The organism is Paenibacillus sp. SEL3 (assembly GCF_054602585.1).
In genome coordinates this window covers 2,047,352-2,072,106 of the sequence record NZ_CM137725.1, presented here as the reverse complement: position 1 = coordinate 2,072,106, position 24,755 = coordinate 2,047,352, and the positions used below count along the sequence as shown (strand labels likewise).

Genomic DNA, 24,755 nt, shown 5'->3' with positions numbered 1-24,755 from the left:
ACGATAATAGCTCTCCGGTTTTTTGTGTTCTATAACAAGGTGTTTAGATCAGGAGGAATAAAAAGGCGATTAAAGCCAGATCTAGTGCAAGCCCTGCACCGTATCCATATCCGCCGTACCCACCGCGATAGCCTGCTCTGCCATTTCCATAACTACTATAGCCATTTCCAGCAAATCCGCCTGCGTCATAAGGAAAGGATGGACTCAGAGGTGCATTGGGCGGCTTAATTAATGCATTTAGTTTGGCAGAGGTACGAACTTTGTTTTTAGGAATCCTTTTTTTCTTTTTAGAGGAAATCTTTTTAGGGGTTTGTTTTCCTTTGTTACTGTAGCTCCCGGCATAGAGACTGCCAGGAAAGGAGGGTGGATATCCGTTCAACATCAGCTTGCCTTTGCTACACCCACTTAAGATGCCGATGTGTCGTGTACCATCACGCATAACGGCACAGACCAGACGTCCACCATGAGGTGCCACACTGGCTTCATTTACAGGATAAATCGGAAACATGATTTCACCTCTTTTGGTGTAAGATGCATTGTGATCATAGTCTATTCTTACGGTGCCTACGATGTATGGTCGAACACCCAATAGGCAGATGAATATTTTAGAATTGCTTTGCCGTATTGCTGTGTGTATAAAACCTCTGACAACGGGAATGCTATTGATAGATTCATAGATTTCAAACCAGCCGAAAAAGAAAGTATCCAGAGCGTAGGTGTGGGAATCGGATGGTTGTGGAGCGGGAGGAACGATAATGCTAAAAGCAGAGTTGATTAAAAAAGGGATTATTACGATTTTGGTATTAGGAACGGTGCTGATACTGGCTGGCTGGCGTTACGGAACCCTTCAGACAAACCGATATGATTCCCGCGAGGCAGAAACGGCTTTACGCTCATTGTTAACCATCTCGGACCAGGCCCCGGGTACGCTGGATAAGCTGGTTGTGAAGTGGCAAGGTGATTGGATTTCTAACCATGAAGAGCCGGCAGATATGGCGGCACAGATAGCTGATCAACTGAATATACCCACAGTAAACAAACTCGTGGAAAATGGACACACGGTTTATCGTTCTGTTCGTAATAGTGAGGATCTAAAAATCCGCTTAAATGTAATGGAACGGCAAACTGGGCAATGGTATGTAGTCGTTCAACTGGAGAGCAACGATGCAGGACGTGAGCAGTTGATTCAGCTTCATAAACTCTGTGCTGAGCAATTAAAGTCTATGGGGATTCAAGCGCAGTGGAACACGGCCCTTCAGCGTTCGCTGCATACAAAGGAATCCAAAGATCAACTGTTGAAACTGACAGAAGCGAGCTTAACAGGGAACATCTCCATGCAGGCCAAAGAAAGATATACGGATGCGACTACTGTGGCTATATCCTATGAAGCTCCAGAGCTGCCGTTAATGATTCAAAGCGGTGAGCATCAGGTCCAGATGCAGATGGCTGTACATGAAGATAAGGAGCAACAGGATACACGTATAACGCTCGGTTTTCCGCTCATCACGATTGAATACTGACTTATAAGGTAAATTGATGATTCATCGGATAGCTTATCCATGTAGGATATGCTAAAATATCATCAAATCTTTAGTTCCATGTTTTTCGAAAATCAAGTATGATCTTGTATAAATATACACAATACTACATGCGGATTTCGGGGATTGTGGATTGCGGAATCTTGACATGGGAAGAATGAGGTACTACATGGCTGACATACCTGCTAAAGAATCTGTTGTGACGCAAGGCGCAGTTCTGTTTATTTTTGGCGCTACGGGCGATTTGGCTCGTCGCAAGCTTTTTCCTGCTATTTACAGCTTGTACCGCGAAGGCAAGCTTGCTGAGGATTTTGCCGTTATTGGTGTAGCAAGGCGTCCTCGCACAGAGGAAGAATTCCGTAATGACCTGTACGCTTCCATACAGGAGTTTAGTCGCTACAAAGCAGAAAATGATCAAGATTGGCAGGCATTTGCCGAGCATTTTGAATATAAATCGCTTGATATCAACAATGTCGAAGGGTTCCATGAGTTGAGACAGCAGACGGAGTCTATAGAAAGCAAGTTTAACATACCGGGAAATCGGTTGTTTTATTTGGCCTTGGCTCCTGAATTATTCGGAAGCGTGTCTAAGAGTTTGAAAGATGGCGGCATGATGGATGGCAAAGGGTGGAATCGTCTTGTCATTGAGAAGCCATTCGGTTATAACCTCGAATCTGCACAAGAATTGAACGTTGAAATACGAGAAGTATTTGCCGAAGAAGAAATTTATCGGATTGATCACTATCTTGGCAAGGAAATGGTACAAAATATTGAGGTGATCCGCTTCGCGAACGCCTTCTTTGAACCACTGTGGAATAATAAGCATATTGCCAATGTGCAAATTACGCTTAGTGAAACGGTAGGGGTGGAGGAACGCGGAGGTTACTACGATCATTCCGGCGCCTTGCGGGATATGGGACAGAACCATATGCTTCAAATGCTAACGATGATTGCGATGGAGCCACCTAGTCGTTTGTTGCCTGAGGATATCCGTGATGAAAAGGTGAAAGTGCTGCGTTCGCTGCGCCCTTTTGAAACGTCTGACGATGTGAAAACCAATGTGGTGCGTGGTCAATACATCGAAGGCAGTTATCGCGGTCAGCAGTTGCCGGGATATCGCCAAGAAGACAAGGTTGATCCGCAGTCAAACACAGAGACTTATTTTGCTTCACGCGTGTTTGTTGATAATTTCCGTTGGGCTGGCGTACCGTTCTATATTCGTACGGGCAAACGTCTCCCTGTAAAAACAACGGAGATTGTTGTGGAATTTAAGAGCATGCCAACGAACGTGTACCTCGGTCAAAAGCATAAGCTGGAACCGAACTTGCTCGTAATTCGGGTCAATCCAATGGAGGGCATTTACATTAAAATTAATGCCAAGAAACCTGGCTCGGAATCAGATATTGAGCCATTGGCTATGGATTTTTGCCAAAGCTGTATGGTGGGCATCAACTCACCGGAGGCTTATGAACGGTTGCTGATGGATGCGATTGAGGGTGATTCGACGTACTTCACGCGTTGGGATGAGGTTGCCACGGCATGGGGATTCGTCGATCGAATCGCCAAAGCATGGCAGCAGACCCCGGATACGCTGGAAACCTATGCTGCAGGCTCATGGGGACCGGAAGGTGCTCACAAGCTATTGGAGCAGGATGGCTTCAAGTGGTGGCCGGTTAGCGGTCAGGATGAAGATAATGTCATCTGGCGAGTAGGCGGCGTTCAGTAATCCCGTTTTGTCCTGCATCCCCCTATGTCCTGTTTAGGACGTAAGGGGATGCTTTGCGTTCGGAGTGTGCTATAATAGCTTAGTCTCAGGTTTTCAGTTTGCAACTGATTATAAGTTAAAGGCAGGCTAAAACATGTAAATAGATCGTATTTATAATGAATATGGTAACGGGGTACGCCGAATAATGGGGCTAACGGCAATGAGCCGATAGAGCCGATGATTTTATGAAAACAGGCGTGCATCATGGCCTTTTTATGAATAGCTTGAGCAGGAATGCAATGGATTTGATCATGAAGGGATATGTGAAATGAGTAAAACAACAGATATACTTCAACAGGAAGTCGACAAACGGCGTACGTTTGCGATTATTTCTCACCCGGATGCGGGTAAAACGACACTAACGGAAAAGCTGCTGCTGTTCGGGGGCGCGATTCGTCTTGCTGGTTCAGTTAAAGCGCGTAAAGCAAGCAAACACGCCACGAGTGACTGGATGGAGATTGAAAAACAGCGGGGGATCTCTGTAACATCCTCAGTGATGCAATTTGATTATAATGGTCACCGCATCAACATTCTGGACACGCCAGGTCACCAGGATTTCAGTGAAGACACGTATCGTACATTAACAGCAGCAGATAGTGCAGTCATGCTGATTGACGTAGCGAAAGGTGTGGAAGCGCAAACGATTAAGCTGTTTCAAGTTTGTGCGAAGCGTGGAATTCCGATTTTCACCTTCATTAACAAACTGGATCGTGAGGGACGCAGTCCTTTTGATTTGATGGAGGAGTTGGAGCAGGTACTTGGCATCCGTTCGGTGCCTATGAATTGGCCGATTGGTACAGGACGCGAGCTGTGCGGTGTCTATGACCGTGTCAAAAACCAGGTCGAGCTGTTTCAGGGTGATGACCATTCCACGATTAAAGTACAAAAAGTGGAAGATTACAATGATCCGATCATTCGTGAGATGGCGGGCGAATATTTGCATGACCAATTATGCCAAGACTTGGAGTTGCTTGATGTCGCGGGTGACCCTTTTGACATGGAGAAAGTACAGCGCGGAGAATTAACACCGGTATTCTTCGGCAGTGCGATTAATAATTTTGGTGTACAAACATTTTTGGAAAACTTCCTTCAGCTTGCTCCTAAACCGGAGCCGCGCCGTAGTACAGCTGGGGAAATTGAACCAACAAACGAAAAGTTTACTGGCTATGTATTTAAAATTCAGGCGAACATGAACCCGGCTCACCGTGACCGTATTGCATTTTTGCGTATTGTGTCTGGTAAATTTCAACGCGGGATGAGTGTTAAGCATGTACGGATGGGCAAGGAGATTAAGCTGTCTCAGCCACAGCAGTTCCTGGCACAGGACCGTGATATTGTCGAGGAGGCTTTTCCTGGCGATATTATAGGATTGTTTGACCCGGGTATTTTCCGTATTGGTGATTCACTCAGCCAAGGTAGCGAGGTTGTGTTTGATGAACTGCCGACCTTCTCGCCTGAGATTTTTGCCAAGGTCACGGTGAAAAATGCCTTGAAGCACAAACAGTATCTGAAGGGTATTGACCAGTTGACCGAGGAAGGTATGATTCAGGTTTTCCGTACGGTAAGCTTTGACGATACGCTATTAGGTGTTGTCGGCCAACTGCAATTTGAAGTATTTGAGTACCGCATGAAGGGTGAGTATGGGGTTGATGTACAGCTTCAGCGTATGCCATTCCAATTTGCACGTTGGATTGTGGATGAGCAGATTGACCCGAGCAAGTTCCGTATTAACTCTACGCTGGTAAAGGATAAGAAGGGCAATTATGTCGCCTTGTTCGAAAACGAGTATGCCATGCGTACGGCTATGGAGAAAAATCCGACAGCTAAGTTTTTGGAAATGGCCCCATAAGATTGAGTAAGCAGAACAGTTTGGTCTCAGTCATTTGATGTATACAACGAATAGTCCACTCGATGTGAATGCGAGTGGACTATTCTCATTTTCAAATACGGGTAAAATAATGAGCACAATTAAATTGGAACAAGAACTTAAATAGCTAGAGCTAGGTTAAGGGTACAGGTTTGATTTTATCGATTTGTTCATGTGCCAAATGGACGAAATCGTGCTGTTGGTTTGGGCTCATATGCTTCCAAGCGATTTCAAGAATGACACCCAGTCCAGGCAGAGCGGCCTCAGGTCCGTCCACTGACCCAATGATCATATCCGTAAGATCAGCTTCTGATTTGCCGTGTACTTTGTGAACAATTGCTTGTCGTAAATCCATTGTGATGGGCATGTGTACCTCCCGTATGTTGTAGTAGTGATCGAATGTATTATGGCTTGGGCTGTTGTCCAGTATACATGGAGAAGCATTTGGCATAAGTATGTCAAAATTTATGTTTGTAGCATGATATGCTATACTATGACGGACAGTATGGTGATCGGGAGGTAAAGAAGGAATGGCAAAAAAACAGTATGCGGTCATTGGTATGGGCCGTTTTGGTTCCAGTGTTGCCAGTGCGCTGAGTGAGATGGGTTTTGATGTGCTGGCTATTGACTCGGACGAGCAGCGTACACAGGAAATGTCGAATACTGTGACGCATGCGGTGTCTGCCGACTCGACGGATGAGGAAGCGCTGCGAGCGTTGGGTATCCGTAATTTTGACGTCATCGTAGTTGCGATTGGTAAAGATATACAGGCCAGTATTCTGACGACATTGATTCTCAAGGACATGGGCGTACCAGCTCTTGTGGTCAAGGCACAAAATGAACTGCATGGGAAAGTGCTGCAAAAGATAGGTGCAGATAAGGTCGTTTATCCTGAACGGGATATGGGGTTACGGGTAGCCCATCATTTGACATCTCCCAACATTTTGGATTATATCGAGCTGTCCAAGGACTACAGTATTTTGGAGATGCGAGCCGCCGATTCCATGATTGGCAAAAACCTGAAGGAGCTAGACATACGTGCACGCTTCGGCTGCAATGTGATGGCAATTCGCAGAAATCAGGAAATGAATATTTCACCTTATGCCGAAGATCGTCTGGAGCCGGGTGATGTACTGGTTATTGTGGGCCACAAGGATGATCTGACCAAGCTGGAGCTGGCATTTGCAGCCTAATGAGGGTTTGATGTTCGAGTACAAGTGAAGTGATACATTATTTATTTTTATTGAAACGGACAAAGAAACGGAAGGTTAAACGAATGGAAATCATTTCACCGAATAATGCGCGTGTAAAAGAGTGGGCGCAACTGCTGGAGAAAAAGCATCGCACACGGCAGCATAAATATATTGTCGAGGGTATTCATCTGGTGCAGGAAGCGCTGCGTTCGGACGCGGCTGTCGAAACCGTCGCCTATGATTTGGACAAGGGCATTCCCGCCGAGCTGAATGGCCTGGATCCAGTCGACCAGCCGGTGGAATGGGTTCCCGTGTCAGCGGCGGTCATTGCAAAATGCACCGATACGAAGACGCCGCAGTCGGTCTTTGCCATCGTGCGTAAGGAGGAGCGCAGCGCATTCCCGGCATTGCTGGAGCAGCCGGATGCACTGGTAATGGTGCTGGACGGGGTGCAGGACCCCGGCAATGTAGGCACCATCATCCGCAGCGCGGACGCTGCTGGAGCCGCAGGCGTAATATTGGGTCATGGCTGCGCCGACCTGTACAATCCCAAAACGATTCGCTCCACGATGGGATCGTTGTTTCACCTGCCGGTGATTGAAGGCAGTCTGGAGGAGCTTTTGCCGCAGGCCAAAAGTAAAGGTGCCCGCTTGCTCAGCACCTCGTTGGATGCGAGCTTGTCATGCTATACCATAGATTTGCGTGTTTCCACTTGGCTTGTGATCGGAAACGAAGGCCAAGGTATTTCTGATGCTACCGCGCGCATGGTGGATGAGTCGATATTCATTCCGATGCAGGGGCAAGCGGAATCACTGAACGCGGCGATGGCTTCTACGGTGCTGTTATTTGAGGCCATGAGACAACGAAACTAAGAGAGTGAACACGGGGCTGTGGGTTATAACATCAATTGAGACTAATTATATTATCGAATGAGACTGTTTATACCATCTAAATGAGACAGTCAGTCCCCGAAAACCCAAGTAGAAGTGGCTTGGTGTTCTTTTTTTGTAAGAACGACTGAAGGTAATTCAAAGTAGGCCGTTACATCTAACATAATATTCATGCTGCGGACTTTCGTCCTGGGTCCGGCATTCGCTGAGTCGTGAATATAGGAACGTTATCCGAAAGAACCCTAAATCGATTAAGAGATGAGGAGCATTTGATGACCTATAAATCAATTTTAATAGATCAATTAACTGCATGTTATAACGAAAAGAGTTGGTTCATTCCTCTTGCGGATATACTGGATGATCTAACAGCAACGGAAGCAGTTACTGAGAATGACAATAAACAAACCATATGGTCTATAGTGAATCATCTTATTTATTGGAATGAAACATGGCTTGAGCGTTTTAAGGCAGGAGAATTTATATTAAATAATGCTATTAACAATGATGAGACATTTTCTTTGACTCAAGATCAATTGAATGATTTAGGCTGGAAGGAAACATTAAATAGACTTGAGAATGTATTTAGCAATTGGAGAGTTATTTTAGAAGAAACAGATGAATCAAAGCTCACAAAACAACTTTCAGAATATTTTAATGCTCCTTGGTGGGGAGTTGTTTCTAATTTAAGTATTCATAATGCATATCATATCGGACAAATCATGTTGTTAAAGAAACAAATTCGAGTTAAATAATGTTTTTAGGCTGTTCGCAGATGAGGGGGCAGCATATGCAGAGCTGGTCGTCCGGCCAGGAAGTGATTTGGCTTGGTAAATCAAGCTCAAAAAAAAAGGCACGTTTTCAGTTTTGAAAATGTGCCTTTTTTGCCATTAATTTAAAGTCGAAATGGCAAGCGTAACAATGAGTGTCATCTGCTTAATTTGCGCCCTTCTTTGTCAAGAAACAACAGTTCGTAGTATTTTTTGGGTCGCCCTTTACTGTTGTCTCGTTTTTCAAATACCGTTTGTACGTATTTACTTTCTTCAATTTTGTTAAGGATACGGTTTGCACCTCTGACGGTCATGGACAGGCAGCCAGCAACATCCTCAGAGGATAATTTATTTGTTCTCATGATTTCTGCATAGGACATGATTTTTTGCAAGTTGATGTTGTTTATTCCGATAGTTTTGGCTAACGCGATGATTTCCGGGTCCCCCTGTTCAGAGAACTGTATGACATTCATGCTCCGCATTGGGCCGATAACCTTCTGATCCTCGTTTATAAAAAAGCTGCAGCTGCCCGTAAAGGCTTCCGCCTGTCTGTGAGCTTTGGTGGCGTTAATGTTAGCTTGAAAATATTCATGTCCCGAGCCCCACCCGATCTTCACCTTGTCGCTTATGCGCTCTTCCAGATACTCCAGTAGGGTGCAGTTATGCGCGTTAGTGGTGATTTTCATGAAATTTCCGTAGGTGGTGTATAGTCTGACAAAGCCTTCCGAAATTTGGGCCGTGTCTGCCAGATTCACGCTGCGCAGAAACCTGCCGACAAGGACCTTTAGCTCATGAAGCTGCTCTTCAGATAGCGGATCCGCCGTTCTGGTCGATAAGCATGCGACAACTGCCCTCTGACTCTTAAGCTTGAGGATAGTAATCTCGTTGATGATCTCTCTTATGGTCTCTTTAACGTTTTCCAAAGTGGGCCGGATTAAGATATATCTGACTCCGTGCTTTTTGAGTTCTGGAACAAAGTGGCCGAACGCGGTGATGGACAAGTCTATTTTCTTGTCTTCCCATAGAGTGATATGGTTCTCCAGCATTGTCTCCACCCGTTCGAGCAGATCACCGCTGTCAATGGGCTTTCCCTCATGAGTCAGGTATTGCTGGAATTCGCTGAAAGACTTGATTATATACGCATAATCCACATAGATCCGGGATATATCAAGCCCAGGTTCTGTAACCAGCAGCCGGAAAAGTTCCCTGTAAAGCAGGTTTTCATCATCCTGCAAAATGTGAACAGGTACTTTTTCATCCAGGCATTCCTTATCGATTGACTCGTAAAGCATCCTGCCACTGATCACAAATCCATCCACCGAATCTAAGTTTTTGAGATAGATGTCTGTTGTTTCCCGGAAGTTACTGATTGTAAGAAACCTGAACTGACATAAGGGCCGCATTTCTTCTTCAATGGCGCGGAAATAGTCCATATGGGTCTCAGGCGTGATAATACCCAGCTTGATTTTCATGATAGATTCCTTTCATAAACAGTTCAATCAAAAGAGTTATATCACAATAAATGTGATATTTCAATGTTCCGGCAGCCTCTAAAATAATGTTCTTAAAATGTCTTATTTTCTCTTGACAGCGAATGGATTTAAAAGTACGATAAAAGCGTTCTTAAAAAGTCTTAAAATATGAAGGGGGGAATGTTTACTCTGTTCTTACGTTCATTCAATTTGTGCTTTGGGAGATGTTTATTGTGATTGAAGAAGCTGGAGATTTTTTGAGTATGGCCCACCAGCTGCAGGACAAATTGGTCAAGCACAGGCATCATCTTCATGCGGTTCCGGAACTTGATTTAAGTTTGCCGAGGACAACTGCCTACGTAAAAGAGGTGTTGGAGTCGATGGGGCTTGAGCCTACTCCCGTAGGAGAGTCAGGTCTAATGGTTACGATCGGCGGACAACATGCCGGGAAGGTGATCCTTATCCGTGCGGATATGGATGGGCTGCCCATTCAAGAAGAAACGGAGCTTTCTTTTGCGTCGTTGAACGGAAACATGCATGCATGCGGTCATGACTTGCATACTTCCATGCTGCTCGGAGCTGCGGAGATCCTGAAGGCCAACGAAGAGCAGCTTCGCGGGACGGTTAAGCTTATGTTTCAGCCGGGTGAAGAGACTCTGCACGGGGCAAAGATGATGCTTGAGAATGGGATTCTTGATAATCCTAAGGTGGATGCAGCCATGATGCTTCATGTGTTGACCGGAATGCCAATTCCTATCGGGCAATTTGTAGTGCCTGAGGCCGGTGGAGCTATCTCAGCTTCCTCTGATTGGTTCGAAATCATCATCCGCGGAAGGGGTGCACATGGAGCAATGCCGAGTGCCGCGGTCGATCCGTTAAATGTGGCTGCTCATCTTCATCTGGCGCTGCAGGGTATTCTCAGCCGTGAAATTCCGCCAGTTGAGAGTGCCGTCCTTACCATTGGCGTGATGGAAGGCGGAAGTACAAACAACGTGATTCCCGATACGGCCAGAATGAAAGGAAGCGTACGCACATTTAACGCCGCATTGCGGGACAAAATGGAAACCCGTATCCACGACATTTCTGCAGGTATCGGAGAAACTTTTCAGGCAAAGGTGGATGTGATCTATACCAGGGGATGTCCTGAGGTGAAAACGGACAGCGGGCTTAACCGTCAAATGAGAACTACGATTGCAAACACTTTTGGCGCCAGTTCCTTAATCGGTATAACCCAATTGATACCCGGCGGGAAATTAATGGGATCGGAAGACTTCGCATTTGTCTCACAAGCGGTGCCAAGTACCTCAGTATTTCTTAACGCAGGCAATACCGAGGAAGGCTATGGTTACCCTGTGCATCATCCAAAGACGATGTTCTCGGATGAGGTGCTGTACAAAGGGGCTGCGGCTTACGCTGCTTTCGCCAGAGATTGGCTTGAAAGTAATAGATAATATCTCAACAAAACCAGGAGGAATTGAAATGACAGAGAGACGTATGATTGGACCAACCAAATTTGAAGAGTACTCGGAGAAATACAAGGAATTTCTATTAATGACCCGCCGTGACGGAATCATCGAAGTACGGTTGCATACCGACGGAGGGCCGTACAAGCATTCTTGGGAAGCCCATACGGCATGGTCCCATGCATGGTCAGATATTGGCCGCGACCCTGAGAACGAGGTAATGATTATTTCAGGAACAGGGGATAAATGGGTAATAGGGGACCCTGAGGTCTGGAATACAAAATTTATGGACTGGCCGAAGCAAAAGAAGCTCGAACAGTATCATGAATCGCTGAGACTGCTTGAAAATTTGATATTCTGCATTGACATCCCCACCATCGGGGCGATCAACGGGCCGGGAACGCACTGTGAACTCGCAACTCTCTGCGATATTACCATTTGTGCTGAAGACGCGGACTTTTTTGATCCTCATTATCTGGGAGGCACACCTCCCGGAGATGGAATGCTGCTCACACTGCAGAACATGATCGGTTTCAAGAAAGCAGCATATTACGCATACACCGGCAAGAATATCAATGGTCAAACCGCCTTGGACCTGGGCATCGTTAGTGAAGTCCTGCCCCGGGAAAAGCTTCTTCCTCGCGCATGGGAGCTTGCGGAGATGATCATGCAGGCACCGCGTTCAACGAGACATCTGTCCCACTCCATTATATCCCGTCCATGGAAACAAGCCCTGGTCAGTGATCAAGGGTTCCAGCTTGCCCACCAAATGTACGACATGGCCATTGATGAAGAAGGAGCTCTGGAGCGGCTGAAAAAAATGCAAGGACGTCTAATGGGCAAAGAAGTTCATTAGAGCTATGGCGGGACCTACACGATTCGTAGAATACTCGGAGAAGTACAAGGACTTGTTCTTCATGACAGAAATTGATCAATACCGCGAAGCTAAAAATATATCTACCGGATACATTTACACTGTGCTCTATAAGAAAATAAAAGGCATGAATTATTAAAAGATAAGAAAGATTATTGTCTGAATTGAATCCGTATCGTTAAATTACTTTAGATATTCTGAGGACGTTTTTAATTCAAGCTATATGTGGTTAATAACTGCCATAAGACACTTTGAAACAACAATTAAAAATAACACTAACGAGACGACGCTGCAGAAAATATGTAGTGTCGCTTTTTTAGAGGTTACATGTGAAAATCTCTATTCTTAATTTTATTTATGAAAAGATAAAAACTAGATCAGCTAATTAATTTGTTACCCGAAAGGAGAAGGGGATATATTCCTAAAGAGGAAAACCGCATTTTCAGCACGGTGTTTCTTGTCGAGCAACCGTATCTGATAACGGACTGTGGGCCAGAAGTCAAACTTAGCATTGTATTATAGCCGAGTGATTTACGCTTTGGAGGTTGGTAATATTGATTACCAGGAAGGGAGGTTTTCTACATGGAATCTATAATGTAGAATAATAAAAACTGGCTACAAGAAGACCAAGAATTCTCACCAAAACGGAGAGTAGATAATAAAATCAGCTGGCAAAGGCCTCACATCATCGGAAGTTTTCACAGTAGAAAGATGAAGCGTACTGTCGAGTACCACTCATTGAATGAGTGTTTATTTTATTATTTTCTAGAGATGGATATTTCAACATTATATTACTATGTTCAACCCGTTGAAGTCCCCATCCCATATAAAACAAAAAAATTAGAGAAAAAATTTTGGTTACATGTGCCTGATGTTCTGGTATTTCGAAATGGTTATCCTCCTTTGTTATATCAGATAAAAGAGGCACCAGATGTGGTTCATAACATTAAATGAGACTAATTATATTGTCAAATGAGATAGGAACATCTACACCTGCACCTGGTCTTTCTTCCGCCCTATAGTCCCAACCTAAATCCAGTAGAGGGGCTATGGCTGTGGCTTAAATCCAATGTGGCGAATAACGTGTTTTTTTAGAGGTTTTATAAGACTAAGCTTCATGTCGGCCAGTTTATGAAACGGATTAACAACTGGAAACAATTCGAGTTTTGAATATTTCGGAAGATACTCTTTAAAATGTTATTTCATTTGAACATCCAAATAGAAAGGTATTTGATTATGATATTCATTAACAAACTCCTCAAAGCCTTTCGGCTTGGACAAGTCGAGCTATATTACTCCTAAATAATGATAAAATTATTATCCTTTTCCTCAATCTATTTCCCACTAAAGTAGTACAGAAAGTTGAATTTGAAGTAGCTGATTTACAAGAACAAAAATATCATTCCATATATCTGTCTTCTGCAATATGGTCATTTAACATTAAAGGACAGCATTGGAGGTTCAAGATAATCAAAAAAATTATTCCTCTTGGCTCTATGCAAAGGGATTTCCTAAATTTCTTGCAACAAAATATCTTAAAATAGCGACTGAGTAGATCAGCGATCTTCGAAAACACGTGCCCTTCCAGACAAAGACGAACAGCCAGGTATCTTTCGTAAAGTCGTTTATCTGGGGTTTCCTTCATGGTTCAATTCATTACCCAATAGGCATTTGAATTAATGCTGTTGTATGATATAACCCACAGGGGCTGCGTGTTATTTATCAAATGAATTTGACAGGTTCCCAAATCTTTGTTAGAGTTTCAAACAAATACGTATAACCTTTTCATGGGATGTTACCGATAGGGCATAACCTGAATTGGCTTGTTTACACTGTAAGTGTACACAGGCTGGTTTGGGTTTTTTTTATTGTCTGTCACCCTTCGCTACCCCTTTTATTACACATTTGGAAGGAGAATGTTTATGTCCAGTTATATTTTTCCTAAAGACTTTTTATGGGGCGGTGCTCTTGCTGCCAATCAGGCCGAGGGTGCTTATTTGGAGGACGGTAAAGGATTGAGTCTGGTGGATCTGCTGCCTACCGGAGAGAAGAGAAGAAGCATAATGAAAGGGAATGTTCCTTCACTGACTCCACTTGAAAGCGAATTCTATCCTTCCCACCAAGCCATTGATTTCTATCATCACTATCGTGAGGATATCGCGCTATTTGCAGAAATGGGATTTAAGGCGCTGCGTGTTTCCATTGCCTGGGCTCGTATTTTTCCAACAGGAGAAGACGTTACTCCTAATGAAGCAGGTTTGCAATTCTACGATGATTTGTTCGACGAGTTGCATAAACATGGCATTCAGCCAGTCGTTACTCTCGCTCATTTTGACGTGCCAGTGGATCTGGTCGAGAAGTATGGAAGCTGGCGGAGCCGGAAGCTGGTAGGTCTGTTTGAAACCTATGCCAAAACAGTATTCACCCGCTATAAGGATAAAGTGAAGTACTGGATGACATTTAACGAGATTAACATGCTTCTCCATTTGCCGTTTCTCGGCGCCGGTCTTGTTTTTCAAGAAGGTGAAAACGTTAAACAAATTCAGTACCAGGCTGCACATCATCAGCTTGTTGCAAGTGCGCTGGCTGTAAAAGCGTGTCACGAGATTATCCCAGATGCGAAGATTGGCTGTATGCTTGCTGCCGGCAGCTTCTATCCGTATACGTGTAATCCCGAAGATGTATATCAGGGCATGGAAAAAGACCGCGAGTCCTACTTCTTCATTGATGTTCAGTCACGCGGCGAATATCCTGGTTATGCGAAGCGCTTCTTTAAGGATCATGGATTAAACATTGAGATGGAATCAGGCGACGCAGCCATTCTGAAAGATCACACCGTTGACTATATCGGATTCAGCTATTATTCAAGCCGGACGACCAGCACAGACCCGGAAATCGTCAAGAATATGACCAGTGGTAATGTATTCGGCTCCGTAGCCAATCCATATTTGGATAAGTCCGAATGGGGCTGGACGATCGATCCCAAAGGATTTCGCATCACAGCCAACCAATTGCATGATCGTTACCAAAAGCCTCTGTTCGTAGTGGAAAACGGTTTTGGTGCCAATGATGTGGTTTCGCCTGAAGGAGAAGTTAACGACGATTACCGGATCGACTATCTCAAGCGGCATATTGCCGAAATGGGTGAGGCTCTTCAAGACGGAGTCGAAATTATCGGTTACACAAGTTGGGGACCTATTGACATTGTCAGCGCTTCCTCAGGAGAGATGAAAAAACGTTACGGTTATATTTATGTGGACCGCGACAACGAAGGCGAAGGTTCGTTGAAACGGATTAAAAAGAAAAGCTTCCACTGGTACAAAAACGTAATTCATTCCGACGGAGAAAATCTGGGCGAATAATCGTACCACAAGTAATAGGATCGGACATCCCGGGCCCACGGGGATTTCCGATCTTCGTTTCTTCATTGAAAGCGTTGACAATCGTTCCTCTTCGGGCTATACTTGACGCAATTCCATCATTTTTAGGATTGTTACTGCGTAGCAGGCAAAACCTAAGCCACAAATAAGAAGATGTTACAGTCTTGTTTATTTGGCGTGCTTCGGTTTTTTTCTGTTTACAATAAATAGGATGGAGCAAGTGTGGCTCTTGCTGGCATATGGAACGGGGGATCAAGATGAACATAGCAAAGGTCATCAACAACAATGTAATCAGCGTCTACCAGACGGACGGTACCGAACTCGTGGTGATGGGGCGGGGGATTGCTTTTAAGAAAAAGCCTGGAGACAAAGTAGACGAAACCAGAATTCAGAAGGTATTTGCTCTGAAAAACAAACAGACGTCCGATAACTTTAAAATGCTGTTACGTGAGGTACCGCTTGATTTGATCATGATTGTAGAGGAAGTCATAAATGACGCCAAGCATAATCTGAATAGAAAGCTGAACGAAAATATTTATGTTTCGCTGACCGATCATATCAATTTCGCTGTTGAAAGATACCGGGAAGGATTGGAAATCAAAAACGCGTTGTTGTGGGAAATCAAACAGCTATACAAAGAAGAATTTGCGATAGGTCTGAAAACGCTGGAACAAATCAAACAAAAGCTCGATATTGAACTGCCTGTAGATGAAGCAGCTTATATTGCCCTTCACATCGTGAATGCTGAAATGAACGAGGAAGTCATTACAACCATGAGTATCACGAAGTTTATCCAGCAAATTATCAATATCGCAAAGTACCATTTTAAGGTTGATTTTGACGAGGATTCTTTGAGTTATTTCCGCTTTATTACGCATCTGAAATTTTTTGCCCAGCGCGTATTTAAGGGAAATCACTATGAAAATAACTATGACCATTTGTATGACATGATTAAGGAAAAGCACAAGGAAGCAGCTGCTTGTACTGAGAAAATCGGAACCTTTGTAAAAAAAGAATACAATCACGAATTGACGAACGAAGAAAAGCTGTATTTGACTGTGCATATTGAACGAGTGGTGAACAGATAAGTTGAACTTTTTTAGTAAAAAAGAATCAAAAATATATTTAAAATGTTTTTGTTGACAAATATGGTAGATTAAATGTATTATGTGAGTAACAGGAATTTAATAATTTTTAACTGGGATTGTTACTGGTTATGCAGGCAAAACCTAAGTCATGAAAAATTGCGGGACTCAAGTGCCCACCATTTTTCAAGGCTTAGGTTTTTTGTGTGCCTAAATATGGTAAAAAGCCCCTTAGAACATGGAGGTGTCCATCATGAGTTATGAACAACTGGCTAAAGAAATTGTGCACCTGGTAGGCGGCGAAAAAAATGTAGTATCGCTCGTACACTGCGCCACGCGCCTGCGTTTTGTACTAAAAGATGAGGCGAAAGCAGACAAGGCAAAGCTGGAGAAAACTGATGGAATTATTACGGTCAAGCAGAGCGGTGGCCAGTTCCAGGTTGTGGTCGGCAACAAAGTACCAGAAGTGTATAATGCCATCGGCCAAGTATCCAACATTTTAAATGAAACTGGAAAAGAAGATCATTCAGCTAAAGGCAAGAAAGGGTTTGGCGCTGTAATCGACGTAATTTCCAGTATTTTTGCACCGTTGCTCGGAGTTATGGCGGGGTCCGGTATTTTGAAAGGTCTACTGCTGATTGCGAGTAACCTCGGCTGGTTGGTTCCGAAAGACACTACCTATATGATTTTGTATGCTGCGGCTGACAGCTTGTTTTATTTCCTGCCGCTCTTGTTAGCGGTTACAACGGCACGGAAATTTGGAGGTAATATCTTCGTTGCTCTGACCATCGCCGGAGGGCTGCTTTACCCGACCATTGTCACGTTGAAAACAGAAGGTACACCTACAGACTTTTTCGGTATTCCTATTGTGATGATGAGTTATTCATCTACCGTTATTCCGATTATTTTAGCCGTTATCGTCATGAGTAAGCTGGAAAAATGGTGCAATCGCGTGATCCATGAGAGTGTCAAAAACTTTATTACACCTTTGATTCTACTTGTAATTATGCTTCCTCTGACCCTGATGGTTTTTGGTCCAGTTGGGGTGTATGTGGGCAACGCAATCGCTACCGCGCTCGTTGCTGCGTTCAGCTTTAGTCCGCTGCTGGCTGGAGCAATTCTTGGTGCTTGCTGGCAGTTGCTCGTTATTTTCGGTGTTCACTGGGGTCTTGTACCTGTATTCATTAATAATATTGCTGTTAATGGCAGAGACGGGATCAAGCCTTCCGCTGCGGCTTCCATCTTTGCTCAAACCGGCGCAGCGTTTGGTGTCATGCTGAAAACGAAAAATAAAAAGCTGAAAACGCTAGCAGGTTCTGCTACACTTACTGCGTTGTTCGGAATCACAGAGCCAGCGGTCTATGGGGTTACGCTGCCGCTGAAGCGCCCGTTTATTGCCGGTGTTATCGGCGGTGCTGTCGGTGGTGCCATTATTGGCCAAGCTGGGACGCAAGCATTTGCCTCTGGCGCACCTGGCTTGCTGACCTTGCCGATCTTTTACGGTCCTGGTGGACAAGGCTTCCCGGGATTGATTTTAGGGATTACCGTTTCATTCCTGGTGTCGGCCATCTTGACTTATATTTTAGGTTTTGAAGATCCAGTTGAAGAAGAGGAAACTACTAACAATTCGGCTAAAGAATCGACATCTACAGTTGCAGTTTCTAATGAAGAGGTACTAAGCCCGATTGAAGGAACGGTGGTCGCTCTGTCGGAGGTTCCCGATCCAGCATTTGCTTCGGAAGCTATGGGTAAAGGTATCGCCATCCAACCGACAACGGGCAGAGTCGTAGCCCCGTTCGATGGAACCATCACCGTGGCGTTCAAGAAAAAACATGCGCTTGCAGTTGTTTCGCATCATGGCGCAGAAGTTCTGATTCACGTCGGAGTAGATACGGTCAAGCTGGACGGTAAACATTTTACGTCCCATATCAAAGAAGGCGATCAGGTGAAAGCTGGGGACCTACTGCTTGAGTTTGATGTTGAGCAAATCAGGGCAGAGGGTTATCCTACGATTACGCCAGTTATCATTACGAATTCTTCCGAATATACTGAAGTCCTTCCAATCGCTCAAGGAGAGGTAACGGAGCAGGCCCCGCTGTTGAAACTGTCTAGCGCTCTGAATGAGAAAGAAAGCATTGCCTAAATGTCTTAAGGACAAGGCTCTGATGATCCATATTCCCGGATCATCAGAGCTTTTTTGTCGTCATTTTATGTAGCTGGTAAGCCCACTTGTAATTGACAATATGTCAATTAAATTAACTTGTATGGGGGTAAAAACTAATCTATAATTTTTTTGTAATTATGCAAATTTTCTGAAAACATAGATAAGAAAATTAATTGATTGATCAGGGGGAAATACAAGGAATGTTAGAGCAGTGGGCAGAGGCAGTAAACGGCGTCATTTGGAGCAATCCTGTGGTATATATCTGTTTGGGCGTGGGGCTATTATTTTCGATCATGACTCGATTCCTACAAATCAGGCATTTCAAAGAGATGATTCGTCTCGTATTTAAAGGGAAAAGTTCCGAGGCAGGTGTATCCTCCTTTCAGGCCTTTACGATGGCTTTATCAGGGCGTGTAGGGACGGGAAATATTGCGGGGATTGCATTGGCAGTCGGTATGGGTGGACCCGGGGCGATATTTTGGATGTGGATCATGGCTTTTATCGGATCAGCTACTGCGTTTGTGGAATCCACACTGGCTCAGGTATATAAGGTAAAGCGCGATGGTCAGTACCGGGGCGGTCCAGCCTTTTATATTGAAAAAGGGACAGGCTTAAAATGGTTTGCGGTTATTTTCGCAGTTGTAGCGTTGGTCGCTATGTGTTTACTGTTGCCGGGAACTCAATCGAATTCGATTGCGGTAGCTTTTCATAGTTCGTTTGGTATGGATATGAAGGTTTCCGGGATAGTAGTTGTCGTGTTGCTGGCGCTTATCATATTTGGTGGTGTAAAAAGAATTGCCAATGTGGCACAGGTAGTCATACCCTTTATGGCACTTGGCTACATCCTTGTCTCTTTCTATATTATGATGACGAACATTACTGCGCTTCCCGATGTATTTGCCCTTATTTTTCGCAGTGCCTTCGGTATCGATTCAGTGTTCGGTGGTATAGCAGGGACAGCCATTGCCTGGGGGGTAAAACGAGGCATTTATTCGAATGAAGCAGGACAAGGCTCTGGTGCCCATCCAGCCGCCGCCGCAGAAGTGTCTCATCCCGCAAAGCAAGGACTGGTTCAAGCATTTTCTGTATATGTAGATACCTTTTTAGTCTGTACGTCTACGGCTTTCATGGTCTTGTTTACAGGGATGTACAATGTGAAGGGACCAGGTGGGGGCTATATTGTGCAGCATCTTCCGGGTGTTGAAGAAGGAACTCAATATACACAGGCTGCCATCGAATCGGTATTTCCGGGTTTTGGGTCGAGTCTTTTGTCCATTACATTGTTCTTTTTCGCCTTTACCACCATTATCGCCTATTATTATATCGCTGAAACGAATATGGCCTACCTGATTGCCGATCGTAAAGCCAAATGGCCTATGTTCCTGTTAAAGCTGGTTATTCTGGGTTCGACGTTCTATGGAACGGTCGTCAAGGAATCGGCTCTGGCGTGGACACTGGGGGATATGGGTGTCGGCATTATGCTTTGGGTGAATCTGATTGCTATGATTCTGTTGGCCAAGCCTGCTCTTCTGGTGCTTAAGGATTACGAACAGCAGCGGAGGCAAGGGCTTGACCCGGTGTTTGACCCGGAGAAGGCAGGTATTTCAAATACCGAGTACTGGTCAAAGGAATATCAGCCTCTTTCAGATGAGTTGACGATCACCGCTAAACCGAGCAAGCTTTAAGCCTAAATAAGATAGATAAGTAAGATCAAAGGTGGCTCCGCGGGGAGTCATCTTTTTTTCGTTATCTTGCCTTTACATTCCAAGAAGGGTACATATGTTCACTATTTAGTTTATAATTTAGACAGAGGGATTTTGAATAATCCTGCCATGGTATGTGGGGAGCCACATTTGCATCAGAGAGGGGATTTGAATGAGTACATCCGATTTATCCATAACTGACGACAAGTGGAGAGCTATCGTAGAAAACGACAAGTCTTATGACGGGATATTTTTGTACGCTGTGAAGACAACGGGAATATTTTGTCGCCCCTCCTGCAAATCCAGACCTCCCAAAAGAGAGAACATCCGTATATTTAAAACAGCGGAACAGGCATTGGCTGAGCATTTCCGTCCATGCAAAAGGTGTAAACCGACAGGACAACGATTGCCTGATCATGAATGGATCGCACGGGTTACAGAATACGTGAATTCTAACTATATGAAGGACTTAACATTGCACATCCTAGCTGAGATAAGTCATGGAAGTCCGTATCATTTACATCGTACCTTCAAGCGGGTCATGCATCTAACCCCGATGGAATATATACAGCAGACCAGGTTGGAACAAGCGAAGGAGCTGCTCATCTGCTCAGATATATCTGTTGCGGAAGTGGGGGAGAACGTAGGTCTGTCCAATGCACCTTACTTTATTACGTTATTTAAAAAGAATACAGGCTACACCCCATTGCAATATCGCCAACTCAAATCGAAAGCAACATAAAATGGAGGTACACAGCATGGCACATCAAATAAATAAAACGATCTATTGGTCATTGTTGACACATGAGGATTGGAATTTATATATTGCAGCTACATCGGAAGGATTATGTTATGTGGGCTCGCCCAATCATCCTGTAGAGGAATTGTTTTCATGGGCAGGAAGTCGATTTCCCGGTAGCCCTTTAGTTGAAGAGGATGCCGCTTTACAGCCCTATGCCAAGGAGCTGATTGAATATTTCCAAGGGGAGCGCACCCAATTTACATTGCCCTTTGACTTTCAGGGGACTGCATTCCAGCTGGCGGTTTGGAATGCGTTGTGTGATATTCCGTATGGGGAAACACTATCCTATTCAGATATTGCCAACGCTATTCAAAAACCAGCCTCTGTTCGTGCGGTGGGGGCCGCCATCGGTGCTAATCCGATTTTGGTTACGGTCCCTTGTCATCGGGTCATTGGTAAAAATGGAGCTATGACCGGATATCGTGGTGGTTTGGACATGAAGGTTAAGCTTTTGCAGCTCGAAAAGGAAAGAGTGGCGTTGGTTCAGTATGAAAAATGAGTATTACAAATCCCCAAAGACACTTCTGAATAAAGGGACCGGCTTCTTGTCAGGGTATACACACTCGTTGAACCCGTATACAGGTTGTACCTTTGGTTGCTCGTATTGCTATGTACGCCAATTGCCAGTCTCCACATTTCGGAAGGAAGCGTGGGGGACATGGGTTGATATTAAAAATCAGGCGGCAGATATTCTTCGCAAGGAACTTCGTAGAGCCAAATCCAAAGGTAAAGTCACGATTTTCATGTCGTCAAGCACAGATCCTTATCAGCCTGCTGAGTACAAGGAAGAGGTGACCCGGTCTCTGCTGGAGGTGATGGTGGATGAGCCACCAGATTTTCTCTTTTTACAGACGCGCAGTCCACTGGTACGGCGGGATACCGATTTACTGCTCCGATTGGGGGATCGTGTTCGTGTAAGTATGACTGTAGAAACAGATCGAGAAGATATACGCAAACATTTTACCCCGGAAGCTCCTCCCATCCAGGCTCGTCTCCAAACGCTGCATCTCTTAAAGGAGGCAGGTGTACCGACGCAAGCTACGATTGCTCCGATGCTTCCAAGCAGTGAACATTTTGCAGACAAGCTCGTGCCTCTGGTCAACCGTGTCTGTATTGATGATTATTTTATGGGAGATGGCAGTGGGGGGAGACGAACGCGTAGCTTAAAAATAGGTGCGCTGTACGAGTCATTGGGGCTGGAAGAATGGTATCATCCTGCTGCCTATAAGACGGTTTATGAACGTTTTCTCCATGTTTTCCCGAAAGAACAGCTCTACGTGAGCAAAGAAGGATTCGAACCTTGATGGAACAGAAGTCTATGCCATTGAACCAAGAGTGAACCATATAAGGGGGCAGCGGGAGAACGAATGCAAACCGTAATGACCAAAAACTTTGATTATGGGGACAAGGAAATCAATTATCTAAAAAACGTAGACACCGTACTTGGTGCAGCGATGACGCAAATGGGCAAGGTAGAACGGGTGATCATTCCTGACCTGTTTGCGGCGCTCGTTCATGCAATTGTGGGACAGCTTATATCGGCCAAGGCGGTTCAGACCATATGGGCAAGGATGCAGGAGAAGTTAGGCGTGATCATTCCACAAAATATAGCTGTTCAGACGGCTTTAGATATTCAAAGCTGTGGCATCACCATGAAAAAGGCCACATGTATCCTTAATATAGCCCAGTCGATCGAGCAGGGCCTGTTGGATTTACAGAAATTATATGAGCTTTCCGATGCACAGGTGATCGAGAAATTGTCCTCGCTGCAAGGGATAGGACCTTGGACGGCTGAAATGATGCTGATGAATTGCATGGAGCGTCCAGATGTCGTCAGTTGGGGTGATATGGCTATTCGACGGGGAATGATGAAGTTGTACCATCTGGATACATTGACCAAGCAGCAATTCGAGGAGTACCGCCGAGTCTATTCGCCTTATGGTTCGGTGGCCTCCATTTATTTGTGGAGTATTTCATTTCGTTAAAAATCAGGGAGTGGAAACGATGGAGAAAACAATCAGAGAACAAATACTGTCATATGTGGATGCGGATTTTCAGAAATTCACGGCTGCATTGCTTCCGACGATTAATAATGTGCTGGGTGTACGTCTGCCAATGCTGCGTAAGCTAGCTCAAAATATCGCCAAAGGGGATTGGCGTCTCTATCTGGAGACTGCTGAAAGTGATCACTTCGAAGAAGTCATGCTGCAAGGCATGGTGATTGGTTCTGTAAAAACTGATATAGAGGAAGTTTTGAGTTATACCGCCAAGTTTGTTCCTAAAATTGATAATTGGTCCGTATGTGATAGTTTCTGTGCCGGATTGAAAATCACCAAACATCATAAAGAACGGGTGTGGGAGTTTATTCAACCCTACTTGCTCTCCAAGAAAGAATATGAAATTCGGTTTGGTGTAGTTATGCTTCTGAATTTTTATATTGAGGAACAGTATATGAACCGGGTGTTTGCTCTGCTAGATCAGACCCATCGTGAGGATTATTATGTACAAATGGCGGTAGCATGGGCGATATCGATCTGTTATATCAAGCTGCCTGAGGCAACGATGGCGTATTTAAGTCATAATACATTGGATGATTTTACTTTCAATAAAGCTCTGCAGAAAATTACAGAATCATACCGGGTGGATCAGGCAACGAAAACGACCATTCGTAGTATGAAGCGAAAAAGAAAATAGGATGGGGCTCAGCAGCCAGGTACGCACTTTGCCTTTTTTGGAATTTAATAATAAAATGGAAGTAACTTTCGAAAAGGAGATGACGTGAATTGGCAGAGCAAGTGCGTCTTGGTAAAACAGATTTATATGTAAAACCAATCGGTTTGGGTGCAAATAAGGTGGGAGGACATAATCTCTTTTCCGATTTGAACAATGAAACGGGCAAAGAAGTCGTTCGCACAGCTTTGGACAATGGCATCAACTTTCTGGATACGGCTTTTATTTATGGACCTGAGCACTCGGAACGATTAATTGGTGAGGTATTGAAAGAGCGTGGTCAGCGTGATAAAGCTGTTATTGCCACGAAGGGTGCACACAAATTTGTGAACGGAGAGATTGTTTTTGACAACTCGCCTGCTTTTTTACGAGAATCCGTCGAATCTAGTCTGAAAAGATTGCAGACCGATTATATCGATCTGTTCTATATCCATTTCCCCGATGAAGCTACGCCGAAGGCAGAAGCAGTCGGAGAACTGAAGAAGCTTAAGGACGAAGGCAAAATCAAGGCTATTGGCGTATCTAACTTTTCCATTGAACAACTTAAGGATGCGAATAGCGACGGTTATGTAGATGTGCTCCAATCCCAATATAATTTGTTTCAACGGGAAGCTGAGAAGGATCTGCTGCCTTATACTAAGGAAAATGGCATTTCGTTTGTGCCTTATTTCCCGCTAGCTTCAGGATTGCTGGGTGGTAAGTATACGAAAGACATGACCTTCACGGACATTAGAGCGAATAATCCACTGTTTCAGGGAGATACATTTGCTCTTAATTTGGACAAAGTGGAGCAGGTACGGGAGATTGCCAATGCGTTGAATGCAGAGGTTGCTCACGTAGTGCTCGCATGGTATTTGACCCGCGATTCGATTGATGCCCTCATTCCAGGGGCGAAGGGGCCGGAGCAGGTGCTGGCGAATCTGAAGACGCTAAATGTCCAATTGAGTCAGGCTGATATCGAAAAGATTGACCATATTTTCAAATAATGAGTGCACCTTATATTTGCAATTATATATTTGTTCCATCTAGAGGAGCTGCCGGACGGGCGGCTTCTTTTTCGTC

At 44.5% G+C, this 24,755-nt stretch carries 21 protein-coding genes and 1 pseudogene; 19 read left to right on the top strand and 3 right to left on the bottom strand.

The annotated features are described in order from the left end of the window. Positions 1 to 43: 43 nt before the first annotated feature. Positions 44 to 508: a hypothetical protein gene (locus ACYCS5_RS09720; RefSeq protein WP_459760986.1), complete on the bottom strand. Its 465-nt coding sequence runs from the start codon at positions 506 to 508 to the stop codon at positions 44 to 46. 247 nt (positions 509 to 755) lie between these two features. On the opposite strand from ACYCS5_RS09720, the gene ACYCS5_RS09715 reads away from it, so the two are divergent. From ACYCS5_RS09715 to ACYCS5_RS09705, 3 genes are all read left to right on the top strand, one after another. Further along, a complete protein-coding gene (locus tag ACYCS5_RS09715; protein WP_322252334.1) occupies positions 756 to 1,520 on the top strand; it encodes a YwmB family TATA-box binding protein in 765 nt (254 codons plus the stop codon). A 187-nt stretch (positions 1,521 to 1,707) separates the two neighbouring features. Then, positions 1,708 to 3,264, top strand: coding sequence for a glucose-6-phosphate dehydrogenase (zwf, locus tag ACYCS5_RS09710; RefSeq protein ID WP_029518173.1), 1,557 nt, complete (start codon positions 1,708 to 1,710; stop codon positions 3,262 to 3,264). 307 nt (positions 3,265 to 3,571) lie between these two features. Further along, entirely contained in the window at positions 3,572 to 5,152 is a 1,581-nt protein-coding gene (locus ACYCS5_RS09705; RefSeq protein ID WP_029518174.1) for a peptide chain release factor 3, read from the top strand. Positions 5,153 to 5,303: 151 nt separating this feature from the next. Here ACYCS5_RS09705 and ACYCS5_RS09700 read toward each other — a convergent pair whose 3' ends face one another. Beyond that, the gene (locus tag ACYCS5_RS09700) at positions 5,304 to 5,537 is read right to left on the bottom strand and encodes a small acid-soluble spore protein SspI (RefSeq protein WP_016819939.1); all 234 of its coding nucleotides are present in this window, start codon (positions 5,535 to 5,537) and stop codon (positions 5,304 to 5,306) included. A gap of 163 nt (positions 5,538 to 5,700) precedes the next feature. Here ACYCS5_RS09700 and ACYCS5_RS09695 point away from each other — a divergent pair, with 163 nt between their 5' ends. The 3 genes from ACYCS5_RS09695 (at position 5,701) to ACYCS5_RS09685 (ending at position 8,005) form a co-directional block, all read left to right on the top strand. Next, positions 5,701 to 6,363, top strand: a complete 663-nt coding sequence (locus ACYCS5_RS09695; protein ID WP_459760985.1) for a potassium channel family protein — start codon at positions 5,701 to 5,703, stop codon at positions 6,361 to 6,363. Between the two features lie 83 nt (positions 6,364 to 6,446). Further along, on the top strand, positions 6,447 to 7,235 hold the full coding sequence (locus ACYCS5_RS09690; protein WP_459760984.1) for a TrmH family RNA methyltransferase: 789 nt from the start codon (positions 6,447 to 6,449) through the stop codon (positions 7,233 to 7,235). A gap of 290 nt (positions 7,236 to 7,525) precedes the next feature. After that, a complete protein-coding gene (locus tag ACYCS5_RS09685) occupies positions 7,526 to 8,005 on the top strand; it encodes a DinB family protein (RefSeq protein ID WP_340886364.1) in 480 nt (159 codons plus the stop codon). Positions 8,006 to 8,178: 173 nt separating this feature from the next. Here ACYCS5_RS09685 and ACYCS5_RS09680 read toward each other — a convergent pair whose 3' ends face one another. Continuing rightward, positions 8,179 to 9,492: a hypothetical protein gene (locus ACYCS5_RS09680; protein ID WP_029518181.1), complete on the bottom strand. Its 1,314-nt coding sequence runs from the start codon at positions 9,490 to 9,492 to the stop codon at positions 8,179 to 8,181. A gap of 224 nt (positions 9,493 to 9,716) precedes the next feature. Between ACYCS5_RS09680 and ACYCS5_RS09675 the strand changes: the two genes are divergently transcribed. From ACYCS5_RS09675 to ACYCS5_RS09615, 13 genes and pseudogenes are all read left to right on the top strand, one after another. Then, positions 9,717 to 10,943 (top strand): M20 metallopeptidase family protein, encoded by a 1,227-nt coding sequence (locus tag ACYCS5_RS09675; protein WP_340887109.1) that lies wholly within the window; start codon positions 9,717 to 9,719, stop codon positions 10,941 to 10,943. A 28-nt stretch (positions 10,944 to 10,971) separates the two neighbouring features. Next, complete coding sequence (locus ACYCS5_RS09670) at positions 10,972 to 11,811, top strand: enoyl-CoA hydratase/isomerase family protein (protein WP_459760983.1); 840 nt, start codon at positions 10,972 to 10,974, stop codon at positions 11,809 to 11,811. A gap of 1,011 nt (positions 11,812 to 12,822) precedes the next feature. Beyond that, a pseudogene (locus tag ACYCS5_RS09665) lies at positions 12,823 to 12,921 on the top strand (transposase); the annotation flags it as partial. An 830-nt stretch (positions 12,922 to 13,751) separates the two neighbouring features. After that, a complete protein-coding gene (locus tag ACYCS5_RS09660; protein WP_069012595.1) occupies positions 13,752 to 15,191 on the top strand; it encodes a 6-phospho-beta-glucosidase in 1,440 nt (479 codons plus the stop codon). 275 nt (positions 15,192 to 15,466) lie between these two features. Next, positions 15,467 to 16,297 carry a BglG family transcription antiterminator LicT gene (licT, locus tag ACYCS5_RS09655; RefSeq protein ID WP_029518185.1) on the top strand — a complete coding sequence of 277 codons (831 nt, stop codon included), beginning with the start codon at positions 15,467 to 15,469 and terminating at the stop codon, positions 16,295 to 16,297. Positions 16,298 to 16,547: 250 nt separating this feature from the next. Next, complete coding sequence (locus tag ACYCS5_RS09650) at positions 16,548 to 18,437, top strand: beta-glucoside-specific PTS transporter subunit IIABC (RefSeq protein ID WP_459760982.1); 1,890 nt, start codon at positions 16,548 to 16,550, stop codon at positions 18,435 to 18,437. 221 nt (positions 18,438 to 18,658) lie between these two features. Next, entirely contained in the window at positions 18,659 to 20,143 is a 1,485-nt protein-coding gene (locus tag ACYCS5_RS09645) for an alanine/glycine:cation symporter family protein (protein WP_459760981.1), read from the top strand. 190 nt (positions 20,144 to 20,333) lie between these two features. Next, positions 20,334 to 20,903: a bifunctional transcriptional activator/DNA repair enzyme AdaA gene (locus ACYCS5_RS09640; RefSeq protein ID WP_039272725.1), complete on the top strand. Its 570-nt coding sequence runs from the start codon at positions 20,334 to 20,336 to the stop codon at positions 20,901 to 20,903. A gap of 16 nt (positions 20,904 to 20,919) precedes the next feature. Next, on the top strand, positions 20,920 to 21,462 hold the full coding sequence (locus ACYCS5_RS09635) for a methylated-DNA--[protein]-cysteine S-methyltransferase (RefSeq protein ID WP_029518188.1): 543 nt from the start codon (positions 20,920 to 20,922) through the stop codon (positions 21,460 to 21,462). Then, positions 21,452 to 22,267, top strand: coding sequence for an SPL family radical SAM protein (locus ACYCS5_RS09630; protein WP_165148462.1), 816 nt, complete (start codon positions 21,452 to 21,454; stop codon positions 22,265 to 22,267). Before ACYCS5_RS09635 ends, ACYCS5_RS09630 begins: the two co-directional genes overlap by 11 nt. 63 nt (positions 22,268 to 22,330) lie before the next feature. Next, complete coding sequence (locus ACYCS5_RS09625) at positions 22,331 to 22,948, top strand: DNA-3-methyladenine glycosylase family protein (RefSeq protein WP_459760980.1); 618 nt, start codon at positions 22,331 to 22,333, stop codon at positions 22,946 to 22,948. Positions 22,949 to 22,967: 19 nt separating this feature from the next. Then, positions 22,968 to 23,657: a DNA alkylation repair protein gene (locus ACYCS5_RS09620; RefSeq protein WP_318628419.1), complete on the top strand. Its 690-nt coding sequence runs from the start codon at positions 22,968 to 22,970 to the stop codon at positions 23,655 to 23,657. Positions 23,658 to 23,746: 89 nt separating this feature from the next. Next, positions 23,747 to 24,679: an aldo/keto reductase gene (locus tag ACYCS5_RS09615; RefSeq protein WP_165148471.1), complete on the top strand. Its 933-nt coding sequence runs from the start codon at positions 23,747 to 23,749 to the stop codon at positions 24,677 to 24,679. Positions 24,680 to 24,755 lie beyond the last annotated feature (76 nt).